Origin of the sequence: Kitasatospora misakiensis (assembly GCF_042656005.1) — a bacterium.
Lineage (GTDB): Bacteria > Actinomycetota > Actinomycetes > Streptomycetales > Streptomycetaceae > Kitasatospora > Kitasatospora misakiensis.
The window spans coordinates 25,507-48,890 of record NZ_JBHSOF010000037.1; the positions used below are offsets into that span (position 1 = coordinate 25,507).

The 23,384-nt window shown below is 73.0% G+C and carries 17 protein-coding genes; 8 read left to right on the forward strand and 9 right to left on the reverse strand.

What is annotated here, in order from left to right; translation table 11 throughout:
• The first annotated feature begins 16 nt into the window (after window positions 1-16).
• Complete coding sequence (locus ACFP3U_RS24960) at window positions 17-247, forward strand: hypothetical protein (protein ID WP_380227886.1); 231 nt, start codon at window positions 17-19, stop codon at window positions 245-247.
• 132 nt (window positions 248-379) lie between these two features.
• Here ACFP3U_RS24960 and pepN read toward each other — a convergent pair whose 3' ends face one another.
• Together pepN and ACFP3U_RS24970 are read right to left on the reverse strand one after the other, a co-directional pair.
• Entirely contained in the window at window positions 380-2,959 is a 2,580-nt protein-coding gene (gene pepN, locus ACFP3U_RS24965; protein WP_380227887.1) for an aminopeptidase N, read from the reverse strand.
• Between the two features lie 138 nt (window positions 2,960-3,097).
• Complete coding sequence (locus tag ACFP3U_RS24970) at window positions 3,098-4,942, reverse strand: outer membrane protein assembly factor BamB family protein (RefSeq protein ID WP_380227888.1); 1,845 nt, start codon at window positions 4,940-4,942, stop codon at window positions 3,098-3,100.
• A gap of 361 nt (window positions 4,943-5,303) precedes the next feature.
• On the opposite strand from ACFP3U_RS24970, the gene ACFP3U_RS24975 reads away from it, so the two are divergent.
• From ACFP3U_RS24975 to ACFP3U_RS24985, 3 genes are all read left to right on the forward strand, one after another.
• On the forward strand, window positions 5,304-6,488 hold the full coding sequence (locus ACFP3U_RS24975; protein ID WP_380227889.1) for an ROK family transcriptional regulator: 1,185 nt from the start codon (window positions 5,304-5,306) through the stop codon (window positions 6,486-6,488).
• A 213-nt stretch (window positions 6,489-6,701) separates the two neighbouring features.
• Complete coding sequence (dxs, locus tag ACFP3U_RS24980) at window positions 6,702-8,606, forward strand: 1-deoxy-D-xylulose-5-phosphate synthase (RefSeq protein ID WP_380227890.1); 1,905 nt, start codon at window positions 6,702-6,704, stop codon at window positions 8,604-8,606.
• A gap of 156 nt (window positions 8,607-8,762) precedes the next feature.
• Entirely contained in the window at window positions 8,763-10,304 is a 1,542-nt protein-coding gene (locus tag ACFP3U_RS24985; RefSeq protein WP_380227891.1) for an ArnT family glycosyltransferase, read from the forward strand.
• Between the two features lie 100 nt (window positions 10,305-10,404).
• On the opposite strand, the gene ACFP3U_RS24990 is transcribed toward ACFP3U_RS24985, so the two are convergent.
• The 5 genes from ACFP3U_RS24990 to ACFP3U_RS25010 all read right to left on the reverse strand — a co-directional run bounded on the left by ACFP3U_RS24990 (window position 10,405) and on the right by ACFP3U_RS25010 (window position 17,171).
• The gene (locus ACFP3U_RS24990; RefSeq protein WP_380227892.1) at window positions 10,405-12,534 is read right to left on the reverse strand and encodes a 3-hydroxyacyl-CoA dehydrogenase NAD-binding domain-containing protein; all 2,130 of its coding nucleotides are present in this window, start codon (window positions 12,532-12,534) and stop codon (window positions 10,405-10,407) included.
• Between the two features lie 2 nt (window positions 12,535-12,536).
• Window positions 12,537-13,754 carry a thiolase family protein gene (locus ACFP3U_RS24995; RefSeq protein ID WP_380227893.1) on the reverse strand — a complete coding sequence of 406 codons (1,218 nt, stop codon included), beginning with the start codon at window positions 13,752-13,754 and terminating at the stop codon, window positions 12,537-12,539.
• A gap of 278 nt (window positions 13,755-14,032) precedes the next feature.
• The gene (locus ACFP3U_RS25000; protein ID WP_380227894.1) at window positions 14,033-15,304 is read right to left on the reverse strand and encodes an HRDC domain-containing protein; all 1,272 of its coding nucleotides are present in this window, start codon (window positions 15,302-15,304) and stop codon (window positions 14,033-14,035) included.
• A gap of 170 nt (window positions 15,305-15,474) precedes the next feature.
• Complete coding sequence (locus ACFP3U_RS25005; RefSeq protein ID WP_380227895.1) at window positions 15,475-16,191, reverse strand: LuxR C-terminal-related transcriptional regulator; 717 nt, start codon at window positions 16,189-16,191, stop codon at window positions 15,475-15,477.
• 317 nt (window positions 16,192-16,508) lie between these two features.
• Window positions 16,509-17,171: a DUF3000 domain-containing protein gene (locus tag ACFP3U_RS25010; protein ID WP_380227896.1), complete on the reverse strand. Its 663-nt coding sequence runs from the start codon at window positions 17,169-17,171 to the stop codon at window positions 16,509-16,511.
• 259 nt (window positions 17,172-17,430) lie between these two features.
• On the opposite strand from ACFP3U_RS25010, the gene hemE reads away from it, so the two are divergent.
• Window positions 17,431-18,444, forward strand: a complete 1,014-nt coding sequence (gene hemE, locus ACFP3U_RS25015) for a uroporphyrinogen decarboxylase (RefSeq protein ID WP_380227935.1) — start codon at window positions 17,431-17,433, stop codon at window positions 18,442-18,444.
• A 55-nt stretch (window positions 18,445-18,499) separates the two neighbouring features.
• Here the strand turns inward: hemE and ACFP3U_RS25020 are convergent, their stop codons facing one another.
• Window positions 18,500-19,492: a DUF4349 domain-containing protein gene (locus ACFP3U_RS25020; RefSeq protein WP_380227897.1), complete on the reverse strand. Its 993-nt coding sequence runs from the start codon at window positions 19,490-19,492 to the stop codon at window positions 18,500-18,502.
• 213 nt (window positions 19,493-19,705) lie between these two features.
• On the opposite strand from ACFP3U_RS25020, the gene ACFP3U_RS25025 reads away from it, so the two are divergent.
• From ACFP3U_RS25025 to hemQ, 3 genes are read left to right on the forward strand one after another with little or no spacing between them, the layout of a single operon-like run.
• Window positions 19,706-20,302 (forward strand): Uma2 family endonuclease, encoded by a 597-nt coding sequence (locus ACFP3U_RS25025; protein WP_380227898.1) that lies wholly within the window; start codon window positions 19,706-19,708, stop codon window positions 20,300-20,302.
• A gap of 34 nt (window positions 20,303-20,336) precedes the next feature.
• On the forward strand, window positions 20,337-21,773 hold the full coding sequence (gene hemG, locus ACFP3U_RS25030) for a protoporphyrinogen oxidase (protein ID WP_380227899.1): 1,437 nt from the start codon (window positions 20,337-20,339) through the stop codon (window positions 21,771-21,773).
• The gene (gene hemQ / locus ACFP3U_RS25035; protein WP_030311682.1) at window positions 21,770-22,495 is read left to right on the forward strand and encodes a hydrogen peroxide-dependent heme synthase; all 726 of its coding nucleotides are present in this window, start codon (window positions 21,770-21,772) and stop codon (window positions 22,493-22,495) included. Before hemG ends, hemQ begins: the two co-directional genes overlap by 4 nt.
• Window positions 22,496-22,557: 62 nt before the next feature.
• Here hemQ and ACFP3U_RS25040 read toward each other — a convergent pair whose 3' ends face one another.
• Window positions 22,558-23,334: a TIGR04222 domain-containing membrane protein gene (locus ACFP3U_RS25040; protein ID WP_380227900.1), complete on the reverse strand. Its 777-nt coding sequence runs from the start codon at window positions 23,332-23,334 to the stop codon at window positions 22,558-22,560.
• Between the last annotated feature and the right edge of the window lie 50 nt (window positions 23,335-23,384).

Below are 23,384 nucleotides of genomic sequence, written 5' to 3' on the forward strand. Positions count from 1 at the left end.
CGGGTAAGTTGGCACCGTGGACAAGAGGAACGCTTTGCGAGCCGGCGCGGTCACCGCAACGGTCACGCTGATGATGCTGCTGTCGTCGCCCGCCATGGCCCTCACCCGGGACGACGGCGACGACCCGGGTAGCGGCCTGAGCGTCGCCCAGACCCTCGGCCTGTACGTGCTGGTCCCGATCGCGGCCTTCGTGATCATCGGTGGTCTGGCCGCGCTGCCGTTCGGCGACAAGGACAAGAAGAAGTAGCCGAGGGCCCCTCTCCACCTACGGAGCCCAGCACAGAGCCCGAGGGGGCGCCGGACGACGTCCGGCGCCCCCTCGGGCTTTTTCTCCGCACCGGGCCCCCTCCCGCGCGGGAGGGGGCCTACCCCGTCGGGGTCAGCGTTCCCCGGCGGCCCGGTCGGCGGCCTGGGCCTTCAGCGCCCGCTCCACCCCGGCCCGCGACTCGACGATCTGGCGCCGCAGTGCCGGCGCCGGCTCAGCGGAGGCCAGCCACGCGTCGGTGGCGTCCAGCGTGCTCTGCTCAACCAGCACCGTCGGGTACAGGCCGACGATGATCTGCTGCGAGATCTCGTGGCTGCGGCTCTCCCAGACGCCCTTCACCGCGGCGAAGTACTTCTCCGCGTACGGCGCCAGGAGCTCGCGCTGGTCGGCCTGCTGGAAGCCGCCGATCACCGCCGCCTGCACGTAGTTGGTGAGCTCGTCCGACTCCACCACGGAGTCCCAGGCCGCCGCCTTGGCCTCGGCGGTCGGGCGGGCCGCCCGGCAGCTCGCCGCGTGCTCCTGGCCGGCCGCGGTGTTGTCGCGGGCCAGTTCGGCCTCGATCGCGGCCTCGTCGGCCCGGCCGGTCGCGGCGAGCCGGCCCAACAGGGTCCAGCGCAGCTCGGTGTCCACGGCCAGGCCGGGGATCTCGGCGCTGCCGTCCAGCAGCCCGGCCAGCAGGCCGAGCTGACCGTCGGTCCGGCCGACGGAGGCCACCACCCGGGCCCAGGCCAGCTGGTGGTCGCTGCCCGGCTCGGCGGCGCGCAGCGCCTGCTCGGCGGCCTCGGCCCAGCGGGCCAGGCCCTGCTCGCGCCAGGCCGGGTCGGCGTAGACGTCGAGCGCGAGCTTGACCTGACGCTGCACCGACTGGACGACGCCGATGTCGCTCTCCCGCGGCAGGCCGGAGAGGGCGAGCGTCAGGTAGTCGCGGGCGGCCAGCTCGCCGTCCCGGGTCATGTCCCAGGCGGACGCCCAGCACAGCGCGCGCGGCAGCGCCTCGGTGAAGCCGCCGAGGTTCTCGGTGACGACGGCCAGCGAGTCCTCGTCCAGGCGGACCTTGGCGTAGGTGAGGTCGTCGTCGTTCAGCAGGACCACCGCGGGGCGGTGCCGGCCGACCAGCTCGGGCACCTCGGTGCGCGGGCCGTCGACGTCCAGCTCGATCCGGTCGGTGCGCACCAGCGCGCCGTCGTTGAGCTCGTACAGGCCGACGGCGATCCGGTGCGGGCGCAGCACGGCCTCGCCCTTGGCGCCGGCGGGGAGCGCCGGGGCGGTCTGGAGCACGGCGAAGGACTCGATCTCGCCGTCCGTGTTGAGGGTCAGCGCGGGGCGCAGCACGTTGATGCCGGCGGTCTCCAGCCAGGCGGCGGACCAGGCCTTGAGGTCGCGTCCGCTGGCCTCCTCCAGCGCGCCGAGCAGGTCGCCGAGCCGGGTGTTGCCCCAGGCGTGGCGCTTGAAGTAGGCGCGCACGCCCTCGAAGAAGGCGTCCTGGCCGACGTAGGCCACCAGCTGCTTGAGCACCGAGGCGCCCTTGGCGTAGGTGATGCCGTCGAAGTTGACCTGGACGTCCTCCAGGTCGTTGATCTCGGCCATGATCGGGTGGGTGGACGGCAGCTGGTCCTGCCGGTACGCCCAGGTCTTCATCTGGTTGGCGAAGGTGGTCCAGGAGTTGGGCCACCGCGAGCCGGGCGCCTCGGCCTGGCAGACCGCCTCGGCGTAGGTGGCGAACGACTCGTTCAGCCAGAGGTCGTTCCACCACTCCATGGTGACGAGGTCGCCGAACCACATGTGGGCGAGCTCGTGCAGGATCGTCGCGGCGCGGGCCTCGTACGCGGCGTCGGTCACCTTGGACCGGAACACGTACTGGTCGCGCAGGGTGACGGCGCCCGCGTTCTCCATCGCGCCGGCGTTGAACTCCGGTACGAACAGCTGGTCGTACTTGGCGAACGGGTAGGGGAAGTCGAACTTCTCCTGGAAGTAGTCGAAGCCCTGCTTGGTGACCTCGAAGATCGCCTCCGGGTCCAGGAACTCGCGCAGCGAGGGCCGGCAGTAGATGCCCAGCGGCACCTTCTGCTCGCCGTTCTCGTAGCTGTCGAAGACCCCGACGTAGGGGCCGGCCACGAGCGCGGTGATGTAGGAGGAGATCCGGCCGGTCGGCGCGAAGCGCCAGACCCGGGTGTCGCCCTCGCCCTCCGGCTCGGGGGTGGGCGAGTTGGAGACCACGGTCCAGCCGGCCGGCGCGGTCACGGTGAAGGTGAACGCGGCCTTGAGGTCGGGCTGTTCGAACGAGGCGAAGACCCGGCGGGCGTCCGGCACCTCGAACTGCGTGTACAGGTAGGTCTCGCCGTCGACCGGGTCGACGAACAGGTGCAGGCCCTCACCGGTGTTGGTGTAGGCGCAGTCGGCGACCACCCGGAGCTCGTTCTCGGCGGCGAGGTCCGGCAGCGCGATCCGGCTGTCGGCGAACGCGGCGTTGTCGAGCCGCTCGCCGTTGAGGACGATCTCCTCGACGCTCGGGGCGACCAGGTCGATGAAGGTGGCCGCGCCCGGGGTGGTGGCGGTGAACCGGACCACGGTCGTGGACCGGAACGTGCCCCCCTCTCGGGCCGAGCTCAGGTCGAGCTCGATCTCGTACGCGTCCACGTGCAGGAGGTCGGCCCGGGTGCGGGCCTCCTCACGGGTCAGGTTGGTGCCGGGCACTCGCAGGACTCCTTCGTCGGGCTGATGCCTGGCATCCTGCCATGTCCGTCCGCCGCTTCCGGTGGAATATGTCCTGGATACGAAGCGGACGGGGGCGGTACGGCCGACCGGCCCGTACCGCCCCCGTCCGAGGTGCGGCTACTTCTTGACGTACTTGAACACCGGCGGTTCCATGCTGCTGCGGGAGAACCCGTACAGCGCGCCGTCCGAGTTCAGGACGAACTCGTTGCTGCTCATGGTGATGCTGAAGGACGAGGAGGAGTCCTTGCCGAGCGAGATGGTGCCGAGCTCGGTCACCGCGCCGTCGGCGGGGGCGAGCGACGCCAGCTTGGCGTCGGCGCCGTAGCCCATGTCCATGACGACCCGGACCTTGCCGTCCTTGTCCGTGCCGGAGACCAGCCGCAGGCCGTCCTTGGCCTTGCCGTCGGTCGACCAGATCCGCTTGCCGGTGGTCAGGTCGTAGGCGTTGACGGCCGGCTTGGTCGGGTTGGTCTGCACGTACAGCGTGTTGCCGCTGACCACGCTCTGGGTGACGGCGTCGGACAGGCCGCTGAGCCGCAGGCTGTCGTAGCCGGGCTCCTTGACCGGCATCTGGGTGCCGGGCTTGTTGGTCTTGTCGAACGGCAGCACGTAGTCGCCGTTCGCGCCGCTGGACATCGACACCACGAGCGGCTGCTCGGAGAGCACCTTGTCGACCCGCTCGATGCTGCCGGTCAGCGTGATCGGCGCGGGCGAGGTGACCTTGCCGCTGTCCGTCTCGACGATCACCAGCTGCGACTTGGCGGTGATGGTGGAGCCGTAGCAGCGGTCGGTGACCACGATCTGGCTGCCGGCCGCGGTGCCGTAGACGCTGCAGTCCTTGTCGCGCGGCTGGAACGACCAGGCCGCGGAGCCGTCGGCGATGTTGACCGCGACGGCCGTGTTGGCGCCGATGCCGACGACCTTGTCGGTGACGGTCAGGGTGGGGGAGCTCATCCGGCTCTGGCCGACCTTGACCGTCCAGCTCAGCTTGCCGGTGGTGAGGTCGACGGCGGCGATGGTGGAGCAGTCGCTGTCACCGGTGTTCAGCGCGATCGCGGCGATGTGCTTGGAGTTGGCGCTGTACGAGGCGGCGCAGAACTCCTTGGCGCCGGAGGGCACCGGGATGTTCCAGGCCTCCTTGCCGTCCGAGGTGTTGACGGCGCGGATGCCGGTGGTGTCGGCGCGCACGGCGACCTTCTCGGCGCCCCAGATGGCGAGCATCCGGGTCGAGCCGCTGACCGAGCTGGCCGGCTTGTCGGCCGCCCACGCGAGGTTGTAGGCACCGGCCTTGCCGCCGCCACCGCCGCCACCCGTGCCGCCGGAGGTCGGCGCGCTGGTCGTCCCGCCGGTCACGTCACCGCTGGGCCCGCCGGTGACCTCGCCGGAAGTGCCGCCGGACGCGGTCGGCGTGTCGTCCTTCTTCTTGTCGTCCGTGAACAGCACGATCAGCGCGGCGACGATGGCGATCGCCAGCACACCGCCGATGATGCCGCCCCAGATCATCACGGGGTTGCGCTTCGGCGGGGCGGCGGGCACCGGGGCGCCCGGGAAGGCGTAGCCGCCCTGCTGCGGGTAGCCGTAGCCGGCCGCGCCGGCGTCGGCGGGCGGGGCGGTGTAGCCGTACTGCTGCTGGCCCGCGCCCGGGGCGCCGAACTGCGGCTGGCCCGCGGACGGGTCGTACGGGCCGACCGGTGCGCCCTGCGGAGCGGCGCCCGCCGGGCTCTGCGCGGGGAAGGCGGGGGCGGTGGGCGCGTAGGCGTACCCCGCCGCTCCGGCCGGCGGTGCGGCCGGGGCCGGCGGTGCGGCCTGACCGGGGACCGCGGCCCCGTCGAGCTGAGTCTGCTGGTCGGCCACGGCCGCCGGGTCGACGCCGCCGGGCTTGCGCCCGAGCGAGACGCCCCGGTTGTCCGGACCGCTGCCGGAAGCTTCGCCAGCCCCCGGTGTAGGGTGATCCCCTGCCATCTGATGCCCCGTCATGTCTGGATTCGTCCCGGGACCGGCGCACATCCGTGACCGGCGGGACGGGTGAGATTGGGCACCATCGTACGGGGAGCCGGTTTTCGGACCGGCCCCGGAACCGGCGGCCCCGGCCGTCCCGGCGGCGACCTGCGGCGCTGTCAACCCGCCGCCAGCCCCGCCGACCTGGGGGGCGGCCCGGTGCGGGCCCGTCGCCCGGCCCGCCCCCGCCCCGGGCGGACGCCCGTTTCTCACCACCCCTTCGCCCACTCTCCCCCGTGCCTTCACCTGGGGACAGGGCCTAGGCTTCAGGAGTTGAAGGGGACACCCGCCGGAGGGGTCCCCGGCCCCCTTGGGAGGGTGGATCATGTCGACGGACACACCGGGCTCGCAGTCCTCACTGCACCGGGCCAACCTGGAGCGGGTGCTCCGCGCGGTACGGATGGCCGGCTCGCTGACCCAGGCCGAGATCGCCCGCGGGACCGGCCTCTCGGCGGCCACCGTGTCCAACATCGTCCGCGAGCTGAAGGAGAGCGGCACCGTCGTGGTCGCCGACACCTCCTCCGGCGGGCGGCGCGCCAGAAGCGTCTCGCTCAGCGGTGACGCGGGCATCGTGGTGGGGATCGATTTCGGCCACACCCACCTGCGGGTCGCGGTCGGCAACCTCGCCCACCGGGTGCTCGCCGAGGAGAGCGCCCCGATCGACGTCGACGTCTCGGCCGCGCAGGGCTTCGACCACGCCGAGGCCCTGGTCGACCGCCTGCTCGCGGAGGCCGGCTTCCGCCCCGACAAGGTGATCGGCGTGGGCCTGGGCGTACCCGGCCCGATCGACGTGGAGACCGGCGCGCTGGGCTCCACCGCGATCCTGCCCGGTTGGACGGGCATCGCCCCCGGCCGCGAGCTGGCCGAGCGCCTCGGCATGCCGGTGCACGTCGACAACGACGCCAACCTCGGCGCGCTCGGCGAGCTGGTCTGGGGCGCCGGCCGGGGCCTGAGCGACCTCGCCTACATCAAGGTGGCCAGCGGCGTCGGCGCCGGCCTGGTGGTCAACGGGCAGATCTACCGGGGCCCGGGCGGCACCGCGGGCGAGATCGGTCACATCACCCTGGACGAGGCCGGCCCGGTCTGCCGCTGCGGCAACCGCGGCTGCCTGGAGACCTTCGTCGGCTCCCGCTACCTGCTCAACCTGCTCACCCCGACCCTCGGCGGCGAGCTCAGCCTGCCCCGGGTGGTCGAGCTGGCCCACCAGGGCGACCTCGGCTGCCGCCGGGTGATCGCCGACGCCGGCCGGCAGATCGGCACCGGCGTGGCCACCCTCTGCAACCTGCTCAACCCGCGCCGGGTGATCCTCGGCGGCGACCTCGCGGACGCCGGTGAGCTGGTGCTCGGGCCGATCCGCGACTCGGTGGCCCGCTACGCCATCCCCAGCGCCGCCCGCCAGCTCTCGGTGGTCCCCGGCACCCTGGGCGGCCGCGCCGAGGTCCTGGGCGCGCTCGCACTGGTCATGAGCGAGGCGGGGGACTCCAGCGCGCTCGCCGTCGCCCGCTCCTGAGGCCCGCCGCCCACTGCCCGGGGCCCACCGACACGCCGGTTTCCGGGGTTCACCCGAAGGAGTGACCGTCGAGGTGGCCGGGGTGTACCGACCGTAGGTACCGGACGCCCCGCCCGGTGCCCGGTGGGTGGACATTAGACTCGACCGGTCGACACCGGGCAGCGACGCCCGTCGGACCCCCGCGGTCCGCGAACACTGAACGAGGAGGAACGGGTGGCCCTGCTGACCCGCATTCGGGGACCGCGCGATCTCGACCGGCTCACGCCCGGCCAGCTGGCCGACCTGGCCCAGGAGATCCGGACCTTCCTGGTGACGGAGGTCTCCAAGACGGGCGGCCACCTGGGCCCGAACCTCGGCGTGGTGGAGCTCACCATGGCGCTGCACCGGGTGTTCGACTCCCCGCGCGACCGGATCCTCTTCGACACCGGCCACCAGAGCTACGTCCACAAGCTGCTCACCGGCCGCCAGGACTTCTCGCAGCTGCGGATGAAGGGCGGCCTGTCCGGCTACCCGTCCCGCGCCGAGTCCGAGCACGACGTGATCGAGAACTCGCACGCCTCCACCGTGCTCTCCTACGCCGACGGCCTGGCCAAGGCCAACCAGCTGCGGGGCAGCAGCGACCCGGTGGTCGCCGTGATCGGTGACGGCGCGCTCACCGGCGGCATGGCCTGGGAGGCGCTCAACAACATCGCCGACGCCACCGACCGCCCGGTCGTCATCGTCGTCAACGACAACGAGCGCTCCTACTCCCCGACCATCGGCGGCATGGCCAACCACCTCGCGACCCTGCGCACCACCCAGGGCTACGAGCGCTTCCTGTCCTGGGGCAAGGACGCGCTGCAGCGCACCCCGGTGGTCGGCCAGCAGCTGTTCGAGACCCTGCACGGCGCCAAGAAGGGCCTGAAGGACTTCATCGCCCCGCAGGGCATGTTCGAGGACCTCGGCCTCAAGTACATCGGCCCGATCGACGGCCACGACCTCACCGCCCTGGAGTCCGCGCTCACCAAGGCGCGCGGCTTCGGCGGCCCGGTGATCGTGCACTGCCTCACCGAGAAGGGCCGCGGCTACCACGCCGCCGAGAACAACGACGAGGACCGCTTCCACGCGGTCGGCGTGATCCACCCGGAGACCGGCCTGCCGATCAAGAGCTCCGGCAAGGACTGGACCTCGGTCTTCGCCGAGGAGATGGTGGCGCTCGGCCACGAGCGCGAGGACATCGTCGGCATCACCGCCGCGATGCTCCACCCGGTGGGCCTGGCCCCGTTCGCCGAGGCCTTCCCGAACCGGATCTTCGACGTGGGCATCGCCGAGCAGCACGCCGTCACCAGCGCGGCCGGCCTGGCCACCGGCGGCCTGCACCCGGTCTTCGCGGTCTACGCGACCTTCCTCAACCGCGCCTTCGACCAGGTGCTGATGGACGTCGCCCTGCACAAGCTGGGCGTCACCTTCGTGCTGGACCGCTCCGGCGTCACCGGCAGCGACGGCGCCTCGCACAACGGCATGTGGGACATGTCGATCCTCCAGGTCGTCCCCGGCCTGCGGCTGGCCGCCCCGCGCGACGCGGACCAGGTCCGCGCCCAGCTGCGCGAGGCCGTCGAGGTCAAGGACGCCCCGACCGTGGTCCGCTACTCCAAGGGCTCGGTCGGCCCGGCCGTCCCGGCAGTCGGCACCGTCGGCGGCATGGACGTCCTGCTGGAGAACCCTGACCGCGAGGACGGCCGCCGGGCCGACGTGCTGATCGTCTCGGTCGGCGCGCTCGCCCCGATGTGCCTGGAGGTGGCCGAGCTGCTGGCCGCCCAGGGCATCAGCTCGACCGTGGTCGACCCGCGCTGGGTCAAGCCGGTCGACCCGGCGCTGCCCGGTCTGGCCGCCGAGCACCGGGTGGTCGTCACGGTCGAGGACAACGGCCGGGCCGGCGGCGTCGGCGCGGCGATCGCCCAGGCGCTGCGCGACGCGGACGTGGACCTGCCGCTGCGCGACTTCGGCATCCCGCAGGAGTTCCTGGACCACGCCTCGCGCCCGGAGATCCTCGCCGAGATCGGCCTCACCGCCCCGGACATCGCCCGCAAGGTGACCGCCCTGGTCTCCCGCCTGGACGTCGCGACCGTCGAGGCCTGACCGGCTCCGACGCGGCAGCGCCGCCGTCCGGGCCGGAGCCCGGACGGCGGTCCTCCCGCCGGACTCTGCGACAGCTCTGCAACAGTGAGGCCGATAATCGCACCAAAGGTGGGACCGGCGCTGCCCGTGCCGATTCCGCCCGGTAGGTTGTCATCCGTGCCGACCCCCATCCGCTCCCGTCTGACCGCGCTCACCGAGCGCCTGCCCATGGGGGTACCCCCGGCCGAGGGCTGGGAGCGCGTGAAGACCGGCTACTGGTCGCGGCTGGTGCCGCTGCTGGCCCTGGTCGCCCTGCTCACCCACCTGCCGTCCTTCGTCCGCCCGGTCTGGAGCCCCGACGAGGGCTTCCTGGCCACCCAGGCCCGGATGCTCGCCGACGGCGGCGTGCTCTACGACACCGTGGTGGACCGCAAGCCCCCGCTGCTGCCCTGGCTCTACCAGGCCTGCTTCACGGTCTTCGGCTCCGCCTCGCTCTGGCCGCTGCGCACCCTGGCGGTGGTCGCCCACCTGGTCACCGCGATCCTGCTGGCCTCGATCGCCCGCGGCCGCTGGGGCAACCGGGCCGGCGCCGGCGCGGGGCTGCTCTACCTGCTGGTCTCCATCGGGCTCTCCCCGGAGGACACCCAGGCGGCGACCTTCGAGGTCTTCATGCTGCCCGCCATGGTGGCCGCCTTCCGCTACGCCGAGCGCCGCCGCTGGCTGGCCGCCGGCATCGCGGTGGCGCTCTGCTCACTGACCAAGCAGACCGGCGGCGCGGTGCTGCTACCGGTGCTCTGGATGCTCTTCCAGGACGCCCGCCGGCGCGGCGTCCGGTGGATCCCCGCGCTGTTCAAGATCGGCTTCGGCTTCACCCTGCCGATAGCGCTGGTCGCGGTGATCCTCACCAAACCCAAGGGCTTCCTGTTCTGGGTGGTCACCGGCAGCGGCGACTACGCCACCTTCGGCGGCGCCTGGCTGCAGATGGTCGGGCGGGCGCTCGGCAACTCGGCGATCATGCTCGGCGCCGGGCTCGGCTTCCTGTTGCCGGTCGGCCGCCGGCTGTGGCTGAAGCACCGGCACCGCCCGCTGCCGGTCGCCGGCGAGGAGCACGGCTCGACCACCGACCTGTGGGTGTGGCTGCTCTCCTCGGTCGTGGCGGTCAGCGTCGGCTTCCACTTCTTCGGCCACTACTACCTCCAGCTGATCCCCCCGCTGGTGCTGCTGGGCACCGGGGCGATCGCCACCTCGGCGGTCCGCTGGAAGCCCGTCCTGGCGTACACCACGGCCGCCGCCACCGTCTTCTGGGGCCTGGCGCTGGCCTGGCCGGGGGAGCGGCTGGACCGCACCACCGAGGTCGCCACCGCCGTCGCCGCGCAGACCACCCCCAAGGACACCGTGCTGGTCTGGGGTATGCACCCGGAGCTGTACTGGCTCGCCGACCGCAAGCCCGCCAGCCGCTACCTCACGGCCGGCTTCCTGACCAACTACAGCGGCGGCAAGGACGGCAGCCTCAACGTCGGCGAGCAGTTCTCGATGGCCAACGCCTGGCAGACCTTCGACCAGGAGATCGCCAAGGGCCTGCCCGAGGTCGTCGTCGACGACTCCGGCCTCGCGCCGTACCAGCCGGGCATGATCCCGAAGATCGAGAACCTGCTGGAGACCCACTACGAGATGGTCGGCGTCTTCGCCGACACCGTGGTCTACCGCCTCAAGCGCTGAGACCCGCAGCCCGGGAGCGCTGGAAGGCCCGCCGCGGCACGTGAAAGGGCCCCGGTGACCGATTCGGTCACCGGGGCCCTTCCCGTCACGCCGGGGCGTCCTAGGCGGGCACGGAGGCCACGCCCGGGGCGAGGAAGCGCTTGCCGTTCACCCGCTCCGAGACGCCCTCACGGTCCAGGTACGGGGTGATCCCGCCCAGGTGGAAGGGCCAGCCGGCGCCGGTGATCATGCAGAGGTCGATGTCCTGCGCCTCGGCGACGACACCCTCCTCCAGCATCAGGCCGATCTCCTGCGCGACGGCGTCCAGGGAGCGGGTCAGCACCTGCTCCTCGGTCAGCACGGTGTCGCCGAAGGAGAGCAGCTCCAGCACCTCGGGGTCGAGGACCTGCTGGCCGTCCACCCAGGTGTAGAAGCCGCGCTTGCCGGCCTTGACCACCCGGCCGAGGTTCTCGGAGACGGCGAACCGCTCCGGGAACGCGCCGTGCAGGGTCTCCGAGACGTGCAGGGCGATGGCCGGGCCGACCAGCTCCAGCAGCACGATCGGGGACATCGGCAGGCCGAGCGGCTCGACGCCCTTCTCGACGGTGGCGATCGGGGTGCCCTCGTCGATGATGGTCTGGATCTCGCCCATGAAGCGGGTCAGGATCCGGTTCACCACGAACGCCGGGGCGTCCTTGCACAGCACCGCGGTCTTCTTCAGCTTCTTCGAGACACCGAAGGCGGTGGCCAGCGAGGCGTCGTCGGTCCGCTCGCCGCGGACGATCTCCAGCAGCGGCAGGATCGCGACCGGGTTGAAGAAGTGGAAGCCGACGACCCGCTCGGGGTGCTTCAGCTTCGAGGCCATCTCGGTCACCGAGAGCGAGGAGGTGTTGGTCGCCAGCACACAGGTCGGCGAGACCACGTTCTCCAGGTCCGCGAAGACGGTCTGCTTGACGCCCATCTCCTCGAACACGGCCTCGATCACGAAGTCCGCGTCGCCGAAGGCCGCGGCCTTGTCGAGCGAACCGGAGACCAGGCCCTTCAGGCGGTTGGCCTTGTCCTTGCCGACGCGGCCCTTCTCCAGCAGCTTGTCGATCTCGGCGTGCACGTAGCCGACGCCCTTGTCCACGCGCTCCTGGTCGATGTCGGTGAGGACCACCGGCACCTCCAGACGGCGGGCGAACAGCAGCGCCAGCTGCGAGGCCATCAGACCGGCGCCGACGACGCCGACCTTGGAGACCGGGCGGGCCAGCGACTTGTCCGGCGCGCCGAACGGGCGCTTGGCCCGGCGCTGCACCAGGTTGAAGGCGTAGATGCCGCTGCGCAGCTCGCCGCCCATGATGAGGTCGGCCAGGGCCGCGTCCTCGGCGTCGAAGCCCGCCTGCAGATCGTGGTCCTTCACCTGGGCGATGATGTCCAGCGCCCGGTACGCGGCCGGGGCCGCCCCGTGCACCTTGGCGTCGGCGACCATCCGGCCCCAGGCGACGGCGTCGTCCCAGGCCTTGCCGCGGTCGATCTCCTCGCGGGCGACGGCCACGTCGCCCTTGAGGACCTTGGCCGCCCACAGCAGCGACTGCTCCAGGAAGTCGGCCGGCTCGAAGATCGCGTCGGCGATCCCCAGCTCGAACACGTCCTTGCCCTTGAGCTGCTTGTTCTGCGCCATCGAGTTCTCGATGATCACCTTGACGGCCTTGGCCGGGCCGATCAGGTTCGGCAGGATGCTGCAGCCGCCCCAGCCGGGGACGAGGCCGAGGAAGACCTCGGGCAGCGAGAACGCCGGGACGCCCGCCGACACCGTGCGGTAGTCGCAGTGCAGGCCGACCTCGACGCCGCCGCCCATCGCCGCGCCGTTGTAGAACGCGAAGGTCGGGACGGGCAGCGCGGCGATCCGCTTGAAGACCTCGTGGCCGCCCTTGCCGATGGCCAGCGCGTCCGCGTGCTCCTTGAGCAGCTCGACGCCCTTGAGGTCGGCGCCGACCGCGAAGATGAACGGCTTGCCGGTGATCGCGGCACCGACGATCCTGCCCTCGGCGGCCTCCGCCTCGACCTGGTCCAGCGCGGCGGACAGCTTGAGCAGCGAGCCCGGGCCGAAGGTGGTCGGCTTGGTGTGGTCGAAGCCGTTGTCCAGGGTGATCAGGGCCAGCCGGCCGGCCTGCAGCGGCAGGTCCAGGTGGCGGACGTGCGCGGTGGTGACGACCTCGCCGGGGAAGAGCTCGGCGCCGCGGGTCAGCAGCTCAGTCGTGGTGCTCATGGTCACTTACCACCCTCGAAGTGGGGGTTCTCCCAGATGATGGTGCCGCCCATGCCGAAGCCGATGCACATCGTGGTGAGGCCGTAGCGGACGTCCGGGCGCTGCTCGAAGCTGCGCGCCAGCTGGTTCATCAGGCGCACACCGGAGGAGGCCAGCGGGTGGCCGTACGCGATCGCGCCGCCGAACGGGTTGACCCGCTCGTCGTCGTCGGCGATGCCGTAGTGGTCCAGGAACGCCAGGACCTGGACGGCGAAGGCCTCGTTGACCTCGAAGGCCTGGATGTCGTCGATGGTCAGACCGGCCTTGGCCAGCGCCTTCTCGGTCGCCGGCACCGGGCCGATGCCCATCACCTCGGGCTCGACGCCCGCGAAGGCGTACGAGACCAGGCGCATCCTGACCGGGAGGCCGAGCTCCTCGGCGACGTCCTCGGCGGCCAGCAGCGAGGCGGTGGCACCGTCGTTCAGGCCGGCCGAGTTGCCCGCGGTGATGTTGCCGTGCGGGCGGAACGGGGTCTTGAGGCCCGCCAGGCTCTCCATCGTGGTGCCCGGGCGCAGCGGCTCGTCCACGGTGGCCAGGCCCCAGCCGGTCTCGCCGACCTCGGGGTTGGTGTTGCGGATCGAGATCGGCACCAGGTCGGGCTGGATGTCGCCGTTGGCGTACGCCTTGGCGGCCTTCTCCTGCGAGCGCACCGCGTAGGCGTCGCAGCGCTCCTTGGTGAGGTGCGGGAACCGGTCGTGCAGGTTCTCCGCGGTCATGCCCATGAACAGGGCGGACTCGTCGACCAGCTTCTCCGAGACGAAGCGCGGGTTCGGGTCGACGCCCTCGCCCATCGGGTGACGGCCCATGTGCTCGACGCCACCGGCCACGACCACGTCGTACGCGCCGAAGGCGACGCCGCCGGCGGCGGTGGTCACGGCGGTCAGCGCGCCGGCGCACATGCGGTCGATCGCGTAGCCGGGGACGGACTTCGGCAGACCGGCCAGCAGCGCGGCGGTGCGGCCGATCGTCAGGCCCTGGTCGCCGATCTGCGTGGTGGCCGCGATGGCGACCTCGTCGATGCGCTCGACGGGCAGGCTCGGGTTACGACGCACGAGTTCCCGGATGCACTTGACGACCAGGTCGTCGGCGCGCGTCTCGTGGTAGATGCCCTTCGGGCCGGCCTTGCCGAACGGGGTGCGGACGCCATCGACAAAGACGACGTCCCTCGCGGTACGAGGCACGGGGGCTCTCCTCCCAGGGACCAACGGTTCAGGTGGGCAGGCTGCCGCCGACCGTCGCACGAGTGGACGTGAGCGGCGCCGCTTGTCCGCCATGCTACCCGCCGGTAACCACCCTGCCCAGGCCCGGATGCCCCGACAGAGGGTGTGTCCCCCACCACGTTGCTAGTCGCCCGCTCGCCAGGAGGTGGGGCTCGGGGCGGGGTCGCCCGCTGGTTCGTCCGGGTATGACGAAGGGGATGCCGCCCGAGCGGGCGACATCCCCTTCCGTGCTCCCGGGGCTACTTGGCGGCCGTGTTCGCCGCATCCGCCGTGTCCGCCGTGGCGGCCTTGGCGAAGGCGGCGGCCAGGGCCGGGGCGACCAGGTCCACCTGCCACTGGCGGGCGCCGAGGCGCCGCAGCGCGGCGGCCACGTTCGCGGCGGAGGCGTCGGCCGGCGGTTCCCAGGAGACCCGGCGGACCAGGTCCGGGGTGATGAGGTTCTCGGCCGGCAGGTTGTGCCGCTCGGCCAGCTCGCCGACAGCGGCGCGCCCCCCGCTCAGCCGGGCGGCCGCCACCGGGTCCTTCTCGGCCCAGGCGCGCGGCGGCGGCGGTCCGTCGTGCGGCGCGGCGGCCGGCGGCAGCTGGTTCTCCGGCACCTCGCGCCCGCGCTGGACGGCGGCCAGCCACTGCTCCAGCTGGCGCCGGTGCACCCGCGGCCCGAAGCCCTGGACGCCCTGCAGCGCGGCGATGTTCAGCGGCATGGCCAGCGCGGCGTTGACGATCGCGGCGTCCGACAGGACCCGGCCCGGCGAGACGTCCCGCTCCTGCGCCATCCGGTCGCGGGCGAGCCACAGCTCGCGCACCACGGCCAGCTGGCGGCGCCGCCGGACCTTGTGCAGCTGCGAGGTGCGGCGCCAGGGGTCGGTGCGGGGGGCCGGGCGGGGGGCGGCGGCGATCGCCGCGAACTCCTCCAGGGCCCAGTCGAGCTTGCCCTGGGCGTCCAGCTCCTGTTCGAGTGCGTCGCGCAGCTCGACCAGCACCTCGACGTCCAGAGCGGCGTAGCGCAGCCACGGCTCGGGCAGCGGACGGGTGGACCAGTCGACCGCGGAGTGCTCCTTGGCCAGGCTGAGCCCGAGCACGCTCTCGGTCATCGGCCCGAGGCCGACCCGGGCGAAGCCGGCGATCCGTCCGGCCAGCTCGGTGTCGAAGAGGCGCTGGGGTCTCATGCCGACCTCGGCCAGGCAGGGCAGGTCCTGGGTCGCGGCGTGCACCACCCATTCGGTGTCCGCGAGGGCCGCGCCGAGCCCGCTGAGGTCGGGGCAGGCGATGGGGTCGATCAGCGCGGTCCCGGCGCCCGCGCGGCGCAGCTGGATGAGGTACGCCCGTTGGCCGTAGCGGTAGCCGGAGGCTCGCTCGGCGTCGACGGCGACCGGTCCGGTTCCCGCCGCGAAGGCGGCGACGGTGGCGGCCAGCGCCTGCTCGTCCGCCACGACCGGAGGGATCCCCTCCTTCGGTTCGAGGAGCGGGACCGGGGCTGCTTCTTCTGGGATGGCTGCTACGGCGTCGGTCACCTACCAAGGGTACGACGGACCCCGCGACCGGGAGTGTTGTCGGACTGGTCAGACCGATGAGAGGGGTCGTTCGCCGACGTCCGGACGGGCCCGGGGCGGCGTTTCCCGACGCGGTGCGCGGCGGCCCCGGAGGAAACGTTCCTCCAGGGCCGCCGCGAGGGCGCGGGGGATCAGTGGATGATGCCGGTGCGCAGCGCGACCGCGACCATGCCGGCGCGGTCGCCGGTGCCGAGCTTGCGGGCGATCCGGGCGAGGTGGCTCTTCACGGTGAGCGCCGAGAGGCCCATCGCCACGCCGATCGCCTTGTTCGACTGACCCTCGGCCACCAGTCGCAGCACCTCGACCTCACGGCCGGACAGTTCGCGGTAGGCGGACTGCTGGGTGCCCGGCGCGCCGTGGGCCCCGGGGGCGCCCGGGGCTCCGGTCGCACCCGGCATGCCCGGCATCCCGGGGCGGCGCATCCGCCCGGCCAGCCCGGCGGCACCGAGCGGCATCCCGGGGCGGCCCGGCATGGCGACGTTGGTGCGGGTGCCGGTCACGACATAACCCTTGACCCCGCCCGCCAGCGCGCTGCGGACGGCGCCGATGTCGTCGGCGGCGGACAGCGCCAGGCCGTTGGGCCAGCCGGCGGCCCGGGTCTCGGCCAGGATCGTCAGCCCGGAGCCGTCGGGGAGGTGGACGTCGGCGACGCAGATGTCGCGCGGCGTGGAGACCCGGGGGCGGGCCTCGGCGATCGAGGACACCTCGATCACGTCCCGGACGCCGAGCGCCCAGAGGTGACGGGTGACGGTGTTTCGGACGCGGGGATCGGCGATGACCACCATGGCGGTGGGCTTGGTCGGGCGGTAGGCGACCACGTTTGCGGGGTGCTCAAGAAGGACCGACACCAGGCCTCCTGCGGGAGTGGCGGACGGAACCCCGAGGGGGCGGTCGGAGTGTTCCGCGTTCGGAAAGGGTCACAGTCTGCTTCGGCAGCATCCGGGCCCGGCTTTAGCGAAAGATCACGATCTAGTGAGTAACAATACGGACAAATCGCGCAGGTGACTGATTACGACATGCCTGGAATTCGCACAAAATCGATCAGATCCGGCCCAAAGTGGTCAGGTTCGATCGGTTTATTGACGGAGAGCCGCACAGAAGTCACACTCCGTCAGCCCTGGGGGTGGCGTCGCCTCCACCGATGACGCCGCGACGGCGCCACTCGTCAGTGCGAGCGCGGGCGTCGCCGGGCGGGCATCGGGACCACTCCACCGAGTGACGTGACGTCGGCCGGGGCGGGCGGCGCGGCGGCCGCCGGGGGCAGGCCCGCGCTGATGCAGAGCAGGTCCCCCCAGGCCGCGAGGTGCCGCTCGAAGCGGCCGTCGGCCGGCGTCCAGGACGCCCTGATCTCGATCTCGGTGGAGGACTCGCGGTCCGCCAGCGCGCCGAAGTACTGCGAGGCGCACCGCGTCACCGTGCCCGAGGGCTCCGCGTACCCGGCGCCGTGCGCCTGCAGGGCGTCCAGCAGCCAGGCCCAGCCGACCTCGGAGAGCATCGGGTCCCCGGCCATCTCCGGCTCCAGCTCGGCCCGGGTCATGGTGACCACCCGGAAGTCCCCGTTCCAGGACTCCTGCCCGGCCGGATCGTGCAGCAGCACCAGCCGGCCGTCGGCCAGCTCCTCGCCGTCGACCTCGACGGCGGCGGTCAGCGCGAAGGAGTGCGGGGCCAGCCGGCGGGGCGCCGGGGCGGGGGAGAGGACGAGCTCGGGGCGCAGCCGGGCACCGGAGAGCGCCTCCACGGCGGCCCGGAACTCGCTCGGCGCCGCCTCCCGACCCGTTCCGCCACCTGCTCCGCCACCCTGTGCGGGGTGCCCTCCGACCGCTGCCATGACCCGAAGACTAGGTCGAAAACGCGGGTAATCGCCGCAACTTCCGCCCGCGCGGCGCGCCGGAGCGGCAATCCGGCCAGATCTTGGAGGAAGCGACGAGACGGCCGGGACGGGCGGGCCCGGGCCGCGTGCGAAGATTTGGAACGTGAGCGAGACGACGGCAGACACCACGGCAGCCACCCCGGCAGTCCCCCCGACCGGTGCCACCCCCGGTCAGCAGCCCGACGCGCGCCGCGGCGCCGCGTACGACTCGGCGTTCCTGCGCGCCTGCCGGCACGAGCCGGTACCGCACACCCCGGTGTGGTTCATGCGCCAGGCGGGCCGCTCGCTGCCCGAGTACCTGAAGGTCCGCGAGGGCATCCCCATGCTGGAGTCCTGCATGCGGCCCGAGCTGGTCAAGGAGATCACCCTCCAGCCGGTGCGCCGGCACAAGGTGGACGCGGCGATCTTCTTCAGCGACATCGTGGTGCCGCTCAAGGCGATCGGCATCGACGTCGACATCAAGCCCGGCATCGGCCCGGTCATCGCCGACCCGATCCGCACCTTCGCCGACCTGGAGCGGCTGCGCCCGCTGGAGCCGGACGACGTCCCCTACATCACCGAGGCCGTCGGCCTGCTCGTCGACGAGCTCGGCCCGACCCCGCTGATCGGCTTCGCCGGCGCCCCCTACACGCTCGCCAGCTACCTGGTCGAGGGCGGGCCGTCCAAGAACCACGAGAACACCAAGGCCATGATGTACGGCGCGCCCGACCTGTGGGCCGCCCTGCTCGACCGGCTGGCCGGGATCACCTCCGCCTTCCTCAAGGTGCAGATCGAGGCCGGCGCCTCCGCGATCCAGCTGTTCGACTCCTGGGTCGGCTCGCTCGCGCCGGACGACTACCGCCGCTCGGTCATGCCGGCCAGCACCAAGGTGTTCGACGCGGTCGCCGGGTACGGCGTGCCGCGGATCCACTTCGGTGTCGGCACCGGCGAACTGCTCGGCCTGATGGGCCGGGCCGGCGCGGACGTGGTCGGCGTCGACTGGCGGGTGCCGCTGAACGTCGCCGCCGAGCGGGTCGGCCCCGGCAAGGCGCTCCAGGGCAACCTCGACCCGGCGGTGCTGTTCGCGCCCACCCGGGCCGTCGAGACCAAGGCCCGCGAGGTGCTGCACGCCGCCCAGGCGCTCGGCAGCAGCGGCCACATCTTCAACCTCGGCCACGGTGTGATGCCCAGCATGGACCCGGACGCGCTCACCCGCCTGGTCGCCTTCGTGCACGAGGCCGGCGCCCGCTGACGCACCGCCCGGTGGCGGCCCCTTCCGGAGGGGGCCGCCACCGGCGCGTCCGGGGTCAGCGCGCGGGTTCCTCTTCTTCCTGCGCCGCGCGGTCCTCGTCCTCCGGCGCCGGCGCCACCGGGACCGGCTTCCGCCGCCGGCGCACCACCCACACCACCGCCGCCACCGGCGCGGCCACCAGCAGGAACGGCAGCACGGCGGCCACCGTCACGCAGACCCCGCGCACGATCGCGGCCAGCAGGTGCCAGCCGCCGCCGAGCGCCGAGCCGACCGAGGCCCAGAACCCCTTGTCCTCCGGCGCGTCCGGCACCTCCTGGACGGGGCCGGCCTTCTGCCGCACGTCCAGCGTGACGGTGGACAGCGAGGTCCGCGCCGACAGCTCCTTCACCTGCTTCTGCAGCGACTCCAGGTCCGACTCCCGGCGGCTCAGCTCGCTCTCCAGACTGACGATCTCGGCCAGTGTCTTCGCCTGCGCCATCAGCGCGCGCACCCGGTCGACGCTCGCCTGCTGACTCTGCATCCGGCTGTTGACGTCCGCGACCTGCTGCGTCAGGTCCTCCGCCTGGCTGCGGCGGGAGAGCACCTCGCCGAGCCCGGCCAGCTGGTCCAGCGTCGGCTGGAACGCCGCCGAGGGCACCTTCACCGTGATCTGCCCGCTCTGCGGGCCGCCGTCCCCGCCGGAGCTCCCGGTCTCGCTCGCCACATAGCCGCCCGCCGCGACAGCCAGGTCCCGGGCCTTCGCCAGCACCGTGTCCACCTGCGCCGTCCGCACCGTCAGCTGCGCCGAGTACGCGATCTGCCGGGAGTCCACCACCGGCGCCGCACCCGCCTGCCCGGCCAGCGGCGCCTTGGGCGCCACCGAGGCCGCCGCACCCGGTGCCCCCACCGCGGCGTCCCCCCGGGCCGCCTGCGCCGGGGCGACCGCCGACATGTCCTTCGTCGCGCCGTCCCCGCTCGCCCCGCACCCCGCCACCAGCACCGCCGCCACGGCCACCGCCGCCAGCGCCCCCGCTCTCCGCCGCCCTCGTCCTCGTCCTCGTCCCACCATCGAGCCCTCCCCGTCCTCGGTACCGGCACCCCCTCCCGGGGCACCCCCACCATTTCGACGGACCCCACCCCACTTCGGACCCGCTCGGGAGGTCGCAGCTCGATCACGTCTCGGCCGCGACCAGGACAAGGCGTCCCGGCGGGTCGATACACCTGTCGTCTGTGCGGGCCCGACAGGCCCCGCGCCTGCCCCGGCGTCGCTACCGTGGGCCTCATGAGCGAGTTGCCGGACTGGATGTATCCGCCCCGCATCGAGGGGTGGTTCGCCGAGGACCTCGACCACCTGCCACAGGCGCCGCGGCACACCGAACTGATCCACGGAGCACTGGTCTTCAGGCTTGCCCCGCAGCATTCGTGGCACAGCGAACTGGTCACCGACCTGGTCATCGCGCTGCGCGGTCAGGTGCCCGAGGGCAGCAGGGTCGGCCGGGAGATGACGATCAGGCTCGACAAGCGGAACCGCCCGGAGCCCGATCTGATCGTGACCGACGCCGCGTACGACCCCGAACGGACCCAGTTCGCGCCCGACGAGGTCTCGCTCGTCGTCGAGGTCGTCTCCCCCGAGTCCGCCTACCGGGACCGCACGGTCAAGCGGCGCAAGTACGCCGAGGCCGGGATCCCGCACTACTGGGTGGTCGAGGAGGAGGAAGGTCTGCCGGTGGTCCACGTCTACGAACTGGACCGCCCGACGTCCGCCTACGCCCCGGCCGGGATCTTCCGCAGGCGGCTGGAGCGGCCGGTGCCGTTCCCCGTCGACATCGACCTGGACGGCCTCGTGCCGGCGGCCAAGGGACAGAAGCGGGCGGATTGAGGCAAAGGTGTAAAGACCTGCGAGACTGCGGGGCATGGCGCAAGCACATGTCGTGGTGATCGGCGGCGGGATCGCGGGGCTGACCGCTGCCGCTGTGGTCGGTGGGGGTGTCGGGGAGCCGGCGCGGGCGCGGGTGACGTTGTTGGAGGCGTCGGAGCGGCTGGGCGGGAAGCTGTGGGGCGGTGAGGTCGGCGGGGTCCGGGTGGATCTCGGGGCGGAGTCGGTGCTGGCCCGGCGGCCGGAGGCGGTCGAGCTGGCGCGGGCCGTCGGGCTCGCCGAGCAGTTGGAGCCGCCGACCACCGCGAAGGCCGCGATCTGGACCCGGGGCGCGCTGCGGCCGCTGCCCGCCGGGCAGGTGATGGGCGTCCCCGGGGATCTCGCCGCGCTGGCGGAGTCCGGGGTGCTGAGCCCCGAGGGGCTGGAGCGGGCCCGGCAGGAGGTGGTCGGCGAGGCCGTCGCGGACGACATCGCGGTCGGCCGCTACGTCGCCGACCGGCTCGGCCGCGAGGTGGTGGACCGGCTGGTGGAACCGCTGCTCGGCGGGGTCTACGCCGGGCGCGCCGACGAGATCTCGCTGCGTGCCGCCGTGCCCGCGCTGCTGCAGGTCGCCCGGGGCGGCGGATCGCTGCTGGCGGGGGTGCACGAGCTGGCCACCCGGCCGCAGGTCGTCGGCACCCCGGTGTTCCAGGGGTTGCGCGGCGGTCTTGGCACCCTGCCCGTGGCGGTCGCCGCGGCCTGTGCCGAGGCCGGCGTCGACCTGCGCACCCGGACCGAGGTGACCGGCCTGCGCCGCACCCCCGACGGCTGGCGGGTGACCACCGGCGACGGCGAGGTGCTGCACGCGGACGCCGTCGTGCTGGCCGTGCCCGCGCCCGCCGCCGCCCGGCTGCTGCGCGCCGACGCACCGGCCGCGGCCGCCGAGCTGGACACCGTGGAGTACGCCGGGATGGCGCTGGTCACCCTGGCCTTCCGCCGCGCCGACCTGGCGCGGGTGCCGGCCGGCAGCGGCTTCCTCGTCCCGTCGGTGGACGGCCGCCGGATCAAGGCGTCGACCTTCTCCTCCAACAAGTGGGGCTGGCTGGAGCGGTCCGCGCCGGACACCTTCGTGCTGCGCACCTCGCTGGGCCGGTTGCGCGAGGAGGAGCCGCTGGAGCTGGCGGACGAGGAGCTGGTCGCCCGTTCGCTGGCCGACCTGGGCGAGGCGATCGGGCTGACCGCCCGCCCGCATGACAGCGCCGTCACCCGCTGGCGGGCCGGGCTGCCGCAGTACCCGGTCGGCCACCTGGACCGGGTGGCCCGGATCCGGGCGGCGGCGGACCGGGTGGGCGCGCTGGCCCTGTGCGGGGCGGCGTACGACGGCGTGGGCATCCCGGCGTGCATCGCGAGCGGCCGGGCTGCCGCCGCCGGGCTCGACAGAGTACTGACCCCGCTCGCCGGGGCGAACGTCACCGAGAGGACAATGGGCGCATGACTGAGACCACTGAGCAGCAGGCCGCCGAGCAGCCCGCGAAGTTGAAGGCGCGGGACCTGAACCAGGTCATCCGCTACACCATGTGGTCGGTGTTCAAGCTCAAGGGCGCCCTGCCCGAGGACCGCACCGGCCTGGCCACCGAGGTCGAGGAGCTGTTCGCCCAGCTCGACGCCAAGGACGTCACCGTGCGCGGCACCTACGACGTGTCGGGTCTGCGCGCCGACGCCGACATCCTGGTGTGGTGGCACGCCGCCGACTCGGACGACCTCCAGGAGGCGTACAACCGCTTCCGCCGCACCGGCCTGGGCCGGCTGCTGGAGCCGGTCTGGTCGAACATGGCGCTGCACCGCCCGGCGGAGTTCAACAAGTCGCACATCCCGGCGTTCCTCGCCGACGAGCGCCCGCGCGACTACGTGTGCGTCTACCCGTTCGTCCGCTCCTACGAGTGGTACCTGCTGCCGGACGCCGAGCGGCGCGCGATGCTCGCCGAGCACGGCCAGATGGCGCGCGGCTACCCCGACGTGCGGGCCAACACGGTCGCCTCGTTCGCGCTGGGCGACTACGAGTGGCTGCTCGCCTTCGAGGCGGACGAGCTGCACCGGATCGTGGACCTGATGCGCGACCTGCGCCCGTCCCGGGCCCGGCTGCACGTCCGCGAGGAGGTGCCGTTCTTCACCGGCCGCCGCAAGCCGGTCGCCGAACTGCTCAACGGTCTGGTCTGAGCCCGCGAGTTCGGCTGCGAGAGGCCCCGTCCGGTGTGGACGGGGCCCTCGTGTTTTCGGTGTCAGTGGCGGCGCAGGGCCGCGCGCAGCCGGGCGTCCGGGAGGGCGGCCGGGCCGTTCATCGCGACGGCGGTGAGCAGTTCGCGCTCCTCGTCGTCGGTGAGGCCGTGCTGGCGCGGCGGGCGCACCTCGCGGAGCACCTCCTGGCCGGTCGGCGAGGCCCAGTGGGTGTAGGGGTAGACGTCGACCCGGGCCATCAGCAGGGTGCCCGAGGCGAGCACCAGCGGCAGGGTGAACCAGGCCAGCGGCGTCACCGCGTCACCGTCGAGCAGGCCGCCGACGACCAGCGCCGCGGCCAGCAGGACCACCGAGAGCAGCAGCGCCTGCCGGACCTGCCGGACCACCAGCACGGTGTACCGCTGCACGGCCGCCGGGGTGGCCAGGCCGGCCAGCGAGAGCCGGCTGCCGATCTCCAGCACGGTGGGGTGCGAGCCCATCGCCGCCCGCAGGTCGTCGGTGCGGCACTGGCCCTCCGGGCCGACGGTGGCGATCACCGCGCGTTCCAGCCGGCTGCGGCCGCGCGGGTCGACGACCGTGGTCCAGCCGGTGTGGGCGAGGTGCAGCCGGCCGCGGGAGGCCATCAGGACGAGGGCGAGTTCGACCACCCGGTCCGGTCCGCCGGCCAGGTAGGCGGTCTCGTACAGCCCGATCCCGACCGCCTCGGGCGGCCGGGGGCCCTCCTGGCCGGACAGCGCGTCGGCGGTGGCGGTCATCCGGACGAGCCGGATGCAGGAGAGCACCGAGGCGACGCAGGCCGGGAGCAGGAAGAGCAACCACATGGGGTTGTTGTAGTCCCGGCCGCGCCGCACGCGGAACGCCTTCCCGGAGC